The sequence below is a fragment of the Pseudomonas sp. TWP3-2 genome (genome assembly GCF_049897765.1).
GTDB lineage: Bacteria > Pseudomonadota > Gammaproteobacteria > Pseudomonadales > Pseudomonadaceae > Aquipseudomonas.
Genome location: NZ_JAFCWW010000008.1, coordinates 98,388 through 111,500, shown reverse-complemented (window position 1 = coordinate 111,500; position 13,113 = coordinate 98,388). Strand labels below are relative to the sequence as shown.

At 58.5% G+C, this 13,113-nt stretch carries 14 protein-coding genes; 9 read left to right on the top strand and 5 right to left on the bottom strand.

Annotated elements, in window-relative coordinates:
• The first annotated feature begins 11 nt into the window (after positions 1–11).
• The 4 genes from ACP7EE_RS14265 (at position 12) to ACP7EE_RS14250 (ending at position 3,312) form a co-directional block, all read left to right on the top strand.
• Positions 12–491 carry an NYN domain-containing protein gene (locus ACP7EE_RS14265; protein ID WP_042561201.1) on the top strand — a complete coding sequence of 160 codons (480 nt, stop codon included), beginning with the start codon at positions 12–14 and terminating at the stop codon, positions 489–491.
• Positions 492–509: 18 nt separating this feature from the next.
• Complete coding sequence (locus ACP7EE_RS14260; protein WP_426234970.1) at positions 510–1,124, top strand: 3'-5' exonuclease; 615 nt, start codon at positions 510–512, stop codon at positions 1,122–1,124.
• Positions 1,125–1,269: 145 nt separating this feature from the next.
• Positions 1,270–2,652: an AAA family ATPase gene (locus ACP7EE_RS14255; protein ID WP_426234969.1), complete on the top strand. Its 1,383-nt coding sequence runs from the start codon at positions 1,270–1,272 to the stop codon at positions 2,650–2,652.
• A gap of 18 nt (positions 2,653–2,670) precedes the next feature.
• Positions 2,671–3,312 carry a hypothetical protein gene (locus tag ACP7EE_RS14250; protein ID WP_426234968.1) on the top strand — a complete coding sequence of 214 codons (642 nt, stop codon included), beginning with the start codon at positions 2,671–2,673 and terminating at the stop codon, positions 3,310–3,312.
• A gap of 65 nt (positions 3,313–3,377) precedes the next feature.
• Here the strand turns inward: ACP7EE_RS14250 and ACP7EE_RS14245 are convergent, their stop codons facing one another.
• The gene (locus ACP7EE_RS14245; RefSeq protein WP_426234967.1) at positions 3,378–3,818 is read right to left on the bottom strand and encodes an Lrp/AsnC family transcriptional regulator; all 441 of its coding nucleotides are present in this window, start codon (positions 3,816–3,818) and stop codon (positions 3,378–3,380) included.
• Positions 3,819–3,980: 162 nt separating this feature from the next.
• On the opposite strand from ACP7EE_RS14245, the gene yedA reads away from it, so the two are divergent.
• Complete coding sequence (yedA, locus tag ACP7EE_RS14240) at positions 3,981–4,919, top strand: drug/metabolite exporter YedA (RefSeq protein WP_426234966.1); 939 nt, start codon at positions 3,981–3,983, stop codon at positions 4,917–4,919.
• A 65-nt stretch (positions 4,920–4,984) separates the two neighbouring features.
• A complete protein-coding gene (locus tag ACP7EE_RS14235; RefSeq protein WP_420648500.1) occupies positions 4,985–6,319 on the top strand; it encodes a DEAD/DEAH box helicase in 1,335 nt (444 codons plus the stop codon).
• A gap of 212 nt (positions 6,320–6,531) precedes the next feature.
• Here the strand turns inward: ACP7EE_RS14235 and ACP7EE_RS14230 are convergent, their stop codons facing one another.
• Positions 6,532–7,773 carry a TIGR03862 family flavoprotein gene (locus tag ACP7EE_RS14230; protein ID WP_426234965.1) on the bottom strand — a complete coding sequence of 414 codons (1,242 nt, stop codon included), beginning with the start codon at positions 7,771–7,773 and terminating at the stop codon, positions 6,532–6,534.
• 175 nt (positions 7,774–7,948) lie between these two features.
• The gene (locus tag ACP7EE_RS14225) at positions 7,949–8,869 is read right to left on the bottom strand and encodes a histone deacetylase family protein (RefSeq protein ID WP_426234964.1); all 921 of its coding nucleotides are present in this window, start codon (positions 8,867–8,869) and stop codon (positions 7,949–7,951) included.
• 83 nt (positions 8,870–8,952) lie between these two features.
• Here ACP7EE_RS14225 and ACP7EE_RS14220 point away from each other — a divergent pair, with 83 nt between their 5' ends.
• The 3 genes from ACP7EE_RS14220 to ACP7EE_RS14210 all read left to right on the top strand — a co-directional run bounded on the left by ACP7EE_RS14220 (position 8,953) and on the right by ACP7EE_RS14210 (position 11,091).
• Positions 8,953–9,522, top strand: a complete 570-nt coding sequence (locus ACP7EE_RS14220; protein ID WP_420648496.1) for a GNAT family N-acetyltransferase — start codon at positions 8,953–8,955, stop codon at positions 9,520–9,522.
• Positions 9,523–9,631: 109 nt separating this feature from the next.
• Positions 9,632–10,501 (top strand): acyl-CoA thioesterase II, encoded by an 870-nt coding sequence (gene tesB / locus ACP7EE_RS14215; protein ID WP_420648495.1) that lies wholly within the window; start codon positions 9,632–9,634, stop codon positions 10,499–10,501.
• The gene (locus ACP7EE_RS14210; RefSeq protein WP_426234963.1) at positions 10,498–11,091 is read left to right on the top strand and encodes an HAD family hydrolase; all 594 of its coding nucleotides are present in this window, start codon (positions 10,498–10,500) and stop codon (positions 11,089–11,091) included. The genes tesB and ACP7EE_RS14210 overlap by 4 nt, the downstream gene beginning before the upstream one ends.
• Positions 11,092–11,239: 148 nt before the next feature.
• Here ACP7EE_RS14210 and ACP7EE_RS14205 read toward each other — a convergent pair whose 3' ends face one another.
• Both ACP7EE_RS14205 and ypfJ read right to left on the bottom strand, forming a co-directional pair.
• Positions 11,240–12,187 (bottom strand): alpha/beta fold hydrolase, encoded by a 948-nt coding sequence (locus tag ACP7EE_RS14205; RefSeq protein WP_426234962.1) that lies wholly within the window; start codon positions 12,185–12,187, stop codon positions 11,240–11,242.
• Positions 12,188–13,075 (bottom strand): KPN_02809 family neutral zinc metallopeptidase, encoded by an 888-nt coding sequence (gene ypfJ, locus ACP7EE_RS14200; protein ID WP_420648492.1) that lies wholly within the window; start codon positions 13,073–13,075, stop codon positions 12,188–12,190. It abuts the gene before it with no gap.
• Positions 13,076–13,113: the final 38 nt, after the last annotated feature.

The following is a 13,113-nucleotide window of genomic DNA, read 5'->3' as shown; positions in this document are numbered from 1 at the left end:
GAGGAACTCCGGTGAAAAAAATCGCAGTGTTCGCCGATGTACAGAACCTCTATTACACCGTGCGTCAGGCCTATGGTTGCCACTTCAACTATGCGGCGCTGTGGGCGGACATCAGCAAGGACGGGCAGATCGTCGAGGCCTACGCCTACGCCATCGACCGTGGCGACAGCAAGCAGCAGCAGTTTCAGCAGATCCTGCGCAACCTCGGTTTCATCGTGAAGCTCAAGCCCTACATCCAGCGCAGCGACGGCTCGGCCAAGGGCGACTGGGACGTGGGCATCACCCTCGACATCATGGACGCCGCCGATCACGTCGACGAAGTGGTGCTGGCCTCCGGCGACGGTGATTTCGACATGCTGCTCGAACGCATCATCAGCAAACACGGGGTGCAAGCCGTCGCCTACGGCGTGCCCGGCCTGACCGCCAACTCGCTGATCCGCGCTGCCAGCCGTTACGTGCCGATCGAAGGCGCGCTGTTGCTCAAGAATTGATTTGGAGTTGAATCCGGTTTGGAACGCATTGCAGTCATCGACTTTGAAACCACCGGCCTCTCGCCGAACAGCAGTTGCCGGGCCACGGAAATCGCCGTGGTCATGCTGGAAAACGGCCGCATCGTCGAGCGCTACCAGAGCCTGATGAACGCTGGCGTGCGCGTCCCGGCGTTCATCGAGCAACTGACCGGCATCAGCAACGCCATGCTGCGCACCGCGCCATCGGCCGAGCAGGTGATGAACGAGGTCAACGAATTCGTCGGCTGCACGCCATTGCTCGCCCACAACGCCTCGTTCGACCAGAAGTTCTGGGACTTCGAACTCGGCCGCATCAAACGCACCCGCCTGCAAAACTTCGCCTGCTCGCTGCTACTCGCCCGCCGCCTGATGCCCGCCGCACCGAATCACAAACTCGGCACCCTCACCACCTTCGCCCGCCTGCCCCACACCGGCCAGGCTCACCGGGCCATGGCCGACGCCGAAATGGCGGCCAACCTGATGGCGCACCTCGCGGAAGAGTTGCGGCACAAGCACGGCGTGCGAGAGTTGACTCACGACCTGCTGTGCAAATTGCAGAAAGTCCCGGCGGCGAAGGTTGGCGAGCATTTGCAGCGTTTGATCGGTGCGGCCTAGCGATGCGGCGATTTTAAACAACGCGATCAACCTGTTTTTCGCAAACTGACGAAATAAAAACTTTTCCGTCCCCCGCTTGAATCAGATTGTCACTTCTAAGATACTCCAACAGCATTTAACCGCTGCTCGATAATAGAGAGCTACTATGCTTACCAAGCTTGAAGCGCATGGGTTTAAAAATCTTCTTGATTTTTCAGTGTCTCTAGGTCCGTTTAATTGCATTGCTGGGCTGAACGGCGTTGGCAAATCAAATATATTTGATGCGATTAAATTTCTTTCGCTTTTGAGCGATAAGACAATTGTTGAAGCTGCATTGGCCGTGAGAGATTCTGAATCTACTGATCCACTTGATGTCTTTTGGACGAATGGTGATTATCGTGTGGAGAGTCTTAAACTTGCGGTTGAGATGATAGTGCCTCTAGATATCATCGACGACTTTGGCCGTAAAGCTCAAGCCACCTCAACTTTTTTACGTTATGAAGTCGAAATCGCAAGAGATCCCTCTGAGGAGAAATCCGGATCTCTTGGGTTGTATTTATCTCGCGAGACGCTTGTCCATATTAATAAAGGCGAGGCTAGTAACTCATTACATTTTCCGCTTAGCGTTTCTCAGTTTCGCGATCAGGTCGTACTGAATAAGCGAAAGGGAGCGGGGTTCATATCTACGCAAAAAGTTGATGATGGTGTTGTCGAGATACATCTACATCAAGACGGTGGAAGTAGCGGGCAGCCGCAAAAAATTCCTGCTAGATATATTCCGAAAACTGTAGTGGCTAATACTAACAGTGCCGTGTGGCCAACTATTTTAGCTGCTCGACGTGAAATGCAGTCGTGGCGATTTTTATCGTTGGAGCCGAGCGCGATGAGGCGCTCGAATAAGATGCATGAAGAAACAAGCGTAGGTGCTGATGGGGGGAAGCTAGCAGCTGCTCTTCACAAGCTATATCGTAAAGATGCCAACGTTTACTCGCGTATCGCTAGCCGTTTATCTGAAATAGTACCGACGTCTGACGTTCGAGTCGACGTGGATCAGGTGAGGCAGTTGCTAACCGTTGAAGTGAAAGAACGTTCCGGAGCGTTCTTGCCTGCTCGCGCACTTTCAGATGGCACACTACGTTTCATGGCTCTATGCATCATGGCTGAGGATCCTGATTTTAAAGGCCTATTGTGTTTCGAAGAACCAGAGAACGGTATCCATCCAGCGAAAATGGGCGCGATGCTTTCGCTTTTGAAAGAATTGGCTGTTGATACAGAGTATCCAGTGGGTGAGGATAATCCAATGCGGCAGATACTCATAGCTACTCACTCTCCAGTATTGGTAAAGCTTGAGTCTCCCGATGATCTTATTTATGCAGATGTAGTTAAAGTACGGGGTCCTGATGGGATGCCTGCTTCAACTATTCGTTGTAAAAGTTTGCGGGAAAGCTGGCGATTTAAAGCCGGGTCGGAGTGTATTGATAAAGGATCAATCATTGCTTATCTAGCCTTGCCGCCAGACAGTCAGATATCAATGGAATTCGACGAATAAGATCAAGGGCGCCAATGCATGAAAATAAGATTTGTTCTTACAGGGGAAGGCTCATCTGATCTTCGTTTGGTTGAGCATATACAAACTATTTTGATTGGCGAAGGTTTTTCTGAGGTAAGTGGTGAGGTTCCGGATTTAGGGTTGTTTTCTCCCCCTGTGGGGCGTTCAGTGCGAGAAAAGCTTCAGGCATTAGTAAGATATTATCCGCATGCCGACGTAATATTTGTACATAGAGACTCTGATAATGTTGGTGCAGTTGTTCGCGAGCAAGAGATGGTTGCTGCTAGTCATGGAATAGTCGATTTCTCGCGCATAGTCCCGGTTATACCCGTTAGTATGTTGGAAACTTGGTTGTTGGCAGATGTAGATGCCATCAAGTTAGTTGCAGGAAATTCGGGCTACCGCGGTGCATTAAATTGCATTCCTCCTATACGGCGACTCGAAGCTGCCCGGGATACAAAACAGGTTTTGATGACTGCTCTCTGTGAAGCTAGCGAAACTCAAGGGGCTCGTCTGGCTAAATTCAGAAAGCGTTTCTCTGAAATGCGAGCCAGGTTGACGATCGACCTGAATCCAGAGGGGCCTGTTCAAGAGCTGCCTTCTTATCAAGATTTTCGTAGGAAAGTGAGCACCTTTTCACAAAGTTTTCTGAATACTTAAGGACTTTATTTTAGCTGTCCTCATTTAGTCGCGGGGGTGAGGACAGCTGGGTTTACACTTTCCGGCTATTCGAGTTGCCCCAACGGCACGCGTTTCTCTATCGCACTCGACAACACAATCGACGTCTTGCTGAATCCGAATTTCGCTACCCGATTGATCAGATCCTCCAGCTCGGGCATCGAACCCACTGCGGCTTTCATGATCACGCACGGATCGCCCGTCACTCGAAAGCACTCGGTCAGTTGCGGAATTTTCACCAGTTCGTCGTACACCTTCTGACTGCCGTGCTGGTTCAGGCGCAGTTCGATCACGCACTGGATCGGCAAGCCGATTTTCGACAGGTCGATGTTCGCCTGATACCCGGTGATCACGCCGCTGGCTTCAAGTTTGGCCACGCGCTCGGCAACAGCGGGCGCGGAGAGGTTCACTTTGCGCGCAAGGTCGGCATAGGACGCACGGCCGTTTTCGAGCAGGGCGCTGAGTAGCATGCGGTCGTATTTGTCCATGATGAAATTCCCGAAAATGCCAATCCTTCGAAATCGCGGTAAACGCCGCTGATCTCCGTGATTTCAAAAGTGTACCGGCGTGATAAACAGGTTTTGTAACTTATTTTTGCCCGCTGGCCTTTTTAGAATAACCAATCCCTGTCTCTGACATTCGAGCTGCCCATGTCCGCCCTGCGCCGTTTTTCCTTGCCGCTGATCGCCGCGTTTTTCGCGTTGTATGTGATCTGGGGCTCGACCTATCTGGTGATCCGCATCGGCGTCGAATACTGGCCGCCGCTGATGCTCGGTGGTGTGCGCTTCGTGATTGCCGGCAGCCTGATGTATGCGTTCCTGCGCTGGCGCGGGGTGCCGGCGCCGACGTGGACGCAGTGGAAAGCGGCGGGGATGATCGGGATTTTGTTGCTGAGTTGCGGCAACGGCGCGGTGACCCTGGCCGAGCACAGCGGGGTGGCTTCGGGCGTTGCGGCGTTGGCGGTGGCGACGGTGCCGCTGTTTACGCTGCTGTGCGGCTATTTCTGGGGCGCGCGCAATACCCGTCTTGAATGGGCTGGAGTGGTGCTGGGCATTATCGGCATCGCCATGCTCAACATGGGTTCGAATCTGCAATCGAGTCCGACTGGCGCGGCGTTGCTGATCTTCGCGGCGGCTGCCTGGGCCTTCGGTTCGGTGTGGAGCAAGCACCTGCCGCTGCCGCAGGGCGCGATGGCCAGCGCGGCGGAAATGCTCGTTGGCGGCGTGGTGCTGTTGATCGGCAGCGCGCTCAGCGGCGAACACTTGCAAGCTGTGCCGCCGCTGGAAGGCTGGCTGGCGCTGGCGTATCTGATCTTCTTCGGCTCGATCATTGCCTTCAACGCTTATATGTATCTGTTGAAAAACGTGCGACCAGCGGCGGCTACGAGTTATGCCTACGTCAATCCGGCGGTGGCGGTGTTGCTGGGGATCGTGTTTGTCGGCGAGACCATTGGTATAGAAGAAGCACTGGCGATGCTGGTGATCATCAGCGCTGTGGTGCTGATCAGTCTGCCGCAGTGGCGTCGCACGCCGCCGCAGCCCGTGGCGACCAAGCCTGTGGCCGTGGCGCAAGAATCGACTGTGAATTAGGGTAAACTGCGCGTCATTACGCATTCGTTTTGCACAATCGCGCTGAATTTTCCTACGGTACTTCCATGACTTTCGCCTCCCTTGGCCTGATCGAACCCTTGCTGCGCTCCCTCGAGACGCTCGGCTACCAGACCCCGACGCCGGTGCAGGCGCAAGCCATCCCTGCGGTGCTGGCCGGTCGCGACCTGATGGCTGCGGCCCAGACCGGCACCGGCAAGACCGCCGGTTTCGCCTTGCCGCTGTTGCAGTTGCTGAGCATGGAAGGGCCGAAAGTCGCTGCCAACTCGGCGCGCGCGCTGATTCTGGTGCCGACCCGCGAACTGGCCGAGCAGGTTCACGAAGCCGTGCGCCAGTACGCCGAGAACCTGCCACTGCGCACCTACGCGGTATACGGCGGCGTCAGCATCAATCCGCAAATGATGAAGCTGCGCGGCGGCGTCGATGTGCTGGTGGCAACGCCGGGTCGCTTACTCGACCTGTACCGTCAGAAGGCGCTGAAATTCAATCAGCTGCAAACCCTGGTGCTGGATGAAGCCGACCGCATGCTCGACCTCGGTTTCTCCGAAGAACTGGGCAACATCTACCGCGCGCTGCCGAAGAAACGTCAGACGCTGTTGTTCTCCGCGACCTTCTCCGATGACATCCGCCTGCTGGCCGGGCAGATGCTCAACGATCCGCTGAGCATCGAAGTCAGCCCGCGCAACGTTGCCGCCAATACCGTCAAGCAGTGGGTGGTGACGGTGGACAAAAAGCGCAAGGCTGAACTGTTCGTGCACCTGATGCGCAAGAGCAAGTGGAAACAAGTGCTGGTGTTCGCCAAGACCCGCAACGGTGTGGACGCGCTGGTGGAAAAACTCCAGGGCCTGGGCGTGAATGCCGACGGTATCCACGGCGACAAACCGCAAGCGACCCGTCAGCGCGCGCTGGACCGCTTCAAGGCGAGTGAAGTGCAGATTCTGGTGGCGACCGATGTTGCCGCCCGTGGTCTGGACATCGAAGACCTGCCGCTGGTGGTCAACTTCGATCTGCCGATCGTGGCCGAGGATTACATCCACCGTATTGGCCGCACTGGCCGTGCGGGCGCGACTGGCGAGGCGATCTCGCTGGTGTGTGCTGACGAAGTAAACATGTTGTCGGCGATTGAAACGCTGACTCGCAGCACCTTGAAGCGCGAGATCGAGCCAGACTTCGTGCCTGAGCATCGGGTGCCGGAGACGGATGCCAGCGGTCAGGTGATCAAAAAGCCGAAGAAACCGAAAAAGCCCAAGGTTTCCGGTGGCGGCAAGCGCAATCTGGGTAAGTGGGTGGACAGCGGGGATACGCCGGCGCCTGAGGTGGCGGTGAAGCCTGTGCGCAAGGTGCCGGTGTTCAATACTGGGCCGCGTAAGCGTAAGCCTTAAGGGTTTAAGGTCAAAGGCGAAGAGCCCCTCACCCTAACCCTCTCCCGGAGGGAGAGGGGACTGATTGGGGGATGCCTCAGAAATCCATCGACCTGACCCTGCTTTACCGAATCCATAATCGACTTGGTCATTCAGGTCGATGTATGACGCCAGACACCTCGGTCGGCTCCCTCTCCTGGGGGAGAGGGCTGGGGTGAGGGCAATGGGTACACTCAATTCCCGCGCCGTAACCACTCCAGCATTCCAAAACCCGCCGCCCGCCCACTGGCAAAACACCCCGTCAGCAAATACCCGCCAGTCGGCGCCTCCCAATCAATCATCTCCCCCGCACAAAACACCCCCGGCAACGCCTTAAGCATCAACCGCTCATCCATCGCTTCAAACGTCACCCCGCCCGCACTGCTGATCGCCTCATCCAGCGGCCGGGTTTTCACTACCGTCAGCGGTAATGCCTTGATCGCCCGCGCCAAGAGCGCCGGATCGGCAAAGGTCGCCGCATCAGTCAACTCACGCAACAACGCCGCTTTCACCCCATCAATCCCCAACTGACTGTGCAGATGCTTGGCCATCGAGCGCGAGCCACGCGGTTTGCTCAACGCAGCCTGAACCTTATCCACAGGTCGGCCCGGCAGCAGATCAATATGGATCGTCGCCGAGCCATGCTGATTGATCGCCTCACGCATCGGCGCCGACAAGGCGTAAATCAGACTGCCTTCAATCCCGGTCGCGGTGATCACGCATTCACCCAGACGCGGGATGTCGTCGTTCAAACCAATGGCAATATTTTTCAGCGGCGCGCCGGCGAATTTACTCACCAGCAATTCGCTCCAGGCCTGCACTTCGAAGCCACAATTACTCGGCTGCAACGGCGCCAGTCCTACACCGCGTTGCTCCAGTGGCAACATCCACGCACCGTCGGAACCCAGCCGTGACCAACTGCCGCCACCGAGGGCGAGCAGGGTGGCGTCGGGCTTCAGGGTTTTCTCGCCGTCCGGGCTGTCGATGCGCAGCGCGCCGTGTTCATCCCAACCGAGCCAGCGGTGGCGGGTGTGGATAACTACGCCGCTGTCGCGCAGGCGTTTGAGCCAAGCGCGCAGGAGGGGCGCGGCTTTCATGTCGGTGGGGAACACGCGGCCCGAGCTGCCGATGAAGGTTTCGATGCCCAGATCGTGAATCCAGCGGCACAACGCATCGGCGTCGAACGCGCGCAGCAGCGGGGCGATTTGCGGGGCGCGTTCGGCGTAGCGCGCGAGGAACGCCGGATACGCTTCGGAATGGGTGATGTTCATACCGCCGACGCCAGCGAGCAGGAACTTGCGACCGACCGAGGGCATGCCGTCGTACAGATCGACGTTTACGCCAGCCTGACTCAACACTTCGGCCGCCATCAGGCCAGCGGGGCCAGCACCAATGATGGCGACGTGAGCGGGAAGGGCGGCGGGAGTCTGAGTCATGGCGGGATTTTCGGCAGTGCGGAATAAGCCGCGCATTCTAGCAGCACCGCCGATTGCCGGGCCTGATCAAAAAACAACCAGTGCGTCGTGAGCTATGGCCAGTAAGGCCTGTAGTCCCTTTCACTCAGGTTATCCACAGGCCGTTCCACAGCGATTGTGGGTAACGCAGCACAACTCAATGACAACCGGATGACTGCCACACCCGTTGCGCGCTGTGATGCAGGATGCCGTGGCGGCGGGCGAGGGCCTGGCGATCCTTGCTGTAACCGCCACCGATCACGCCGATCAGCGGAATATCGCGGCCCAGGCAATGGCGCATGACGCTTTCATCGCGGGCGGCGACACCTGCGTCGGTCAGTTGCAGATAACCGAGGGCATCGTCCTTGTGTACGTCGACCCCCGCGTCGTACAGCACCAGATCCGGTTGATACAGCGGCAGCAAATAGTTGAGCGCATCGTCGACGACTTTCAGGTAGTCGGCATCGCCCATGCCTTTGGGCAGTGGAATATCCCAGTCACTTTCCGCTTTGCGTGCAGGAAAATTCTTCTCGCAGTGCAGGGAAACGGTGATCGCTTCGGGCGTGTTGTGCAGAATCCGTGCGGTGCCGTCGCCTTGATGCACGTCGCAATCGAAGATCAGCACGCGGTTGACCCGACCGCTTTGCAACAGGTACTGACTGATGATCGCCAGGTCGTTGAAGATGCAGAACCCGGCCGGGTAGTCGTAATGCGCGTGATGCGTGCCGCCGGCGAGGTGACAGGCGAGGCCATGCTCCAAGGCTTGTTCCGCCGCCAGCAACGAGCCACCAACTGCGCGCACCGTACGCCGCGCCAGCGCTTCGCTCCACGGCAGGCCGAGGCGCCGCTGGTCTTCGCGGGACAACTCACCGCTCATGTAGCGTTCGATATAGCTACGGTCATGGGCGAGGGCGAGGATGTCGTTCGGGCACAGCTCCGGGCGCAGCAGTTGTTCGTCACGGGTCAGGCCGCTGTCCACCAGGTGATCACGCAGCAGGCGGAATTTGTCCATCGGGAAGCGGTGATCCGCCGGAAATTCGGGGCTGTAGTCTTCGTGGTAGATCAGCGGCAACGGCATGGCAGGACTATTCACAAAGGCTGTAGGAAAGAGTGCAAAGCCTACCAGCGATGTAGACTGGCGGCATCAAGCGGAGGGGCGGGATGGAACCGATACTGGAGCTGGAAAGCGCGAGGCTGTTGCTGCGCCAATGGCAGGACGAGGATTTGCCCGAGTTTGCGGCGATGTGCGCCGATCCGCAGGTGATGCGCTACTTTCCTGCACGCTTGAGCCGACTGGAAAGCGCCGCGCTGATCGGTCGCGTGCGCGGGCATTTCTCCGAGCACGGTTACGGTTTGTGGGCGCTGGAGCGCAAGGACACTGGCCAGTTCATCGGTTTCACCGGCCTCGGCGTAGTTGGTTTCGACGCACCGTTTACGCCGGCAGTGGAGATCGGCTGGCGGCTGGCCAAGGAACATTGGGGCCTGGGTTATGCCAGTGAAGCGGCGTGGACCGCTCTGCGTTGCGGCTTTGACCGGGTCGCGCTGAAGGAAGTGGTGTCGTTCACCAGTGCGACAAATCTGCCGTCACAAAAAGTCATGCAGGCCATTGGCATGCATCACGCGCCGGACGATGATTTTGAACACCCGAAACTTGCCGTCGATCACCCGTTACGACGGCATGTGCTGTACCGCATCACAAGGGAACAGTGGCTACAAACCTTGCATGGATAAGCAGGCGCGGACGTTTACAATGGCCGCCATCATCATGGCGTCGGCCAGAACCTGAATCGCCCGCCGCAGCCAAGACTGCGCGGCATTGCTTTGTGTGAGGAGAGTCTGAATGAGCCAAGTGCTGGAAGATCTGGTGGATCTGCTGACCCTTGAACCGATCGAGGAAAACCTGTTCCGTGGCCGCAGTCAGGACCTGGGTTTCCGCCAGTTGTTCGGCGGCCAGGTACTCGGCCAGTCGCTGTCGGCGGCCAGTCAGACCGTTGAAGAAGCGCGGCATGTGCACTCGATGCACGGCTATTTTTTGCGTCCGGGCGACGCCAAGTTGCCGGTGGTGTACTCGGTTGATCGCGTGCGTGACGGCGGCAGTTTCAGCACGCGCCGGGTCACGGCGATCCAGAAGGGTCACCCGATTTTTACCTGCAGTGCGTCGTTTCAATACGATGAAGAAGGCTTCGAGCACCAGAGCCAGATGCCGCAAGTGGTCGGCCCGGAAAACCTGCCCTCCGAGCTGGAGTTGTTCCAGCAGCGCGCACACTTGATTCCGGAGCACATGCGCGAAAAGCTGCTGTGCCCGAAGCCGATCGAAGTGCGTCCGGTCACCGAAAAAGATCCGTACAACCCGCAACCGGCGGATCCGGTCAAATACGTGTGGTTCCGGGCGGATGGCGCGTTGGCTGATTTGCCGGCGCTGCACAAATACCTGCTGGCTTACGCTTCGGACTTCGGTCTGCTGACCACGTCGATGCTGCCGCACGGCAAATCGGTCTGGCAGAAAGACATGCAGGTCGCCAGCCTCGACCACGCGCTGTGGTTCCACAATGACCTGCGCGCCGATGACTGGTTGCTCTACGCAATGGACAGTCCGTGGGCCGGCAATTCCCGCGGGTTCTCCCGTGGCAGCGTGTACAACCGCGCCGGGCAACTGGTGGCATCGGTCACTCAGGAAGGTCTGATCCGCCATCGCAAGGATTGGGCATGAGTCTGGCGGATGTGCGGCATTGGGTGTTCGACATGGACGGCACCCTGACCGTTGCCGTGCATGATTTCGCGGCGATCCGGGTGGCGTTGGCGATCCCGGCCGAGGACGACATTCTTACGCATCTGGCCGCGCTGCCTGCCGACGAAGCGGCGGCGAAACATGCGTGGCTGCTGGAGCACGAGCGCGATCTGGCGCTCGGTTCTACGCCGGCACAAGGCGCGGTGGAATTGGTGCGCGATCTGCATCAGCGCGGTTATCGCCTCGGGATTCTGACCCGCAATGCGCGGGAGTTGGCGCATGTGACGCTTGAAGCTATCGGCCTTGCGGACTGTTTCGCGGTGGAGGATGTGCTGGGGCGGGATGATGCGCCGCCCAAGCCGCATCCGGGCGGATTGCTGAAATTGGCGGATGCCTGGGCGGTGCCGGCCAGTGAGATGGTGATGGTTGGCGATTACCGCTTTGATCTGGATTGCGGTCGTGCCGCTGGTGCGCGGACGGTGCTGGTGAATCTGCCGGAGAATCCGTGGCCGGAGCTCACAGATTGGCATGCGAGGGATTGTGTGGAGTTGCGGCGGATGCTTTTGGCCTGAAATTTTTGTGGTCTGTCAGGGCCTCATCGCTGGCAAGCCAGCTCCCACAGGGATTTTCAGTGGGTGCAAAATTTGTGTCCGACACGATTCCCCTGTGGGAGCTGGCTTGCCAGCGATGGCGGCACATCAGCCACCACAAATCTCACTATTAAAACAAAGCTTTCTGCCCCTCAGGCGAGGTCAACATCCCATCGCCGTCATGCCCGACACCAGGCACTTCAATCAGCCGTTGATTGACCCCTTCCGGATGCCGGCGCAGCAGATAGCTGAAAAACAGCTTCCCGCGCTCCAGTCGGAATGCTCCCTGCGCCTTGGCCGCACAACTCTTGTCCAGCGCCGGATGCTGCGGGTCGGTGTCCTGCTGACCCAACAGATAAATCACCTCGCGTTTCACATAACTGCTTTCAAGCTGCGCGGGCGATTGCCCACCGGCGTAGATCGGCGCATCCGCCAGACCGTACTTCCAGCGATTGAAACCTGCGCACTTGGCATGATCGAACGCCACCGGCCGCTGTTCGTTGAAGTACGCATAAGAAGATGGATTGGCCACCACATAGCGCAGCCGAATGCCGTTGGCTTTGAGCGCCGGTTGTTCACGGGCGAGCAGGGCGTAGCGCTGCACAACTTGACCACCGCCGGAATGACCGAAAATCACCACCTGTTTCACATCCGGAAACTGCTTGCGGTCGGCCAGGCGCGCGACGATTTCATCCAGCGCCGCGTAGGAACTCAGCGGATTCGGCCCGGTGGATAAGCCGCCACCCATCCATTCATTGCCGCTCCAGCGCAAAACACTGGCCGGCAACGAATACAGCGCGACGTCACTTTCATTGAGAAACTGCGGGGCGATCACCAGCGTGTTGGCCGATTGCCCGGCCAGTTCCGCCGCGCTTTCGGCGCTCTTGCGATAGGTCTCGGCGTTGCGCAATCGGCCATGAATGACGATCAGCACACGCTCGATTTTCGTCGGTGCCGGGCCGATGCCCACGGCCATTTCCCCGGCCTGCAGTTGCAGGCGTCCGGGGCTGATCGCATCGACGCCGGCCGCTTGCGCGGTACCGGCAATGAACAGGAAAGCCAACAGCCACTTATGCATTTACAGGTTTTTCGCCGCAAAGGTGTCGCACTGGCCGACCTGGCCTTGCGCGAATCCGGTTTTGAACCAGCGCACCCTTTGCGCCGACGTACCGTGGGTGAACGAGTCCGGCACCACGCGACCCTGACCCTGTTGTTGCAAGCGATCATCACCGATGGCGTTGGCTGCGTTCATGGCTTCCTCGATGTCACCCGGTTCCAGCCAGTTCAGGCGCTTCTGAGCATTGTTGGCCCAGACGCCGGCCAGACAGTCGGCTTGCAGTTCCTGACGCACTAGCAAACCACCGTCGCCTTCCATCTGCCGACCTTGCTGACGCGCGGCCTGAATCTTCGCCGAGACGCCGAGCAGGGTCTGCACATGGTGGCCGACTTCGTGAGCGATCACGTAGGCCTGAGCGAAGTCGCCTGCAGCCTCGAAACGCTGGGACATTTCCTGGAAGAACGCCATGTCCAGATAGACTTTCTGATCCGCCGGGCAATAGAACGGGCCGGTGGCCGAAGTGGCCAGACCGCAGGCGGAATTCACTCGGCTGCTGAACAGCACCAGCGTCGGCTCTTTATATTGGCGACCGGCCTGCTGGAAAATAGCGCCCCAGGTGTCTTCGGTATCACCGAGGATCGAACGCACGAATTCGGCTTGTTGGTCATTGGCCGGCGGCGCCTGGCGAGTCTGCGAAGTCGGCGCCGCTTGCTGCGTGCCTTGGCCGGTGAGCTGACCGAGGATCTGCAGCGGATCCTGCCCGGTGATCCAGCCGATGCCGACAATCAGCAGGATCGCCCCCAGGCTCAGGCCTTTGCCGCCACCGAAGCGCATGCCGCCACCACCGCCCCCGCCATCACCACGGGCGTCGACGACGTTGTCACTGCGTCGGCCTTTTTTCCATAGCATGTGGGAATCCTCTGATTGTTGGTGGTGAAAAGTGTTTG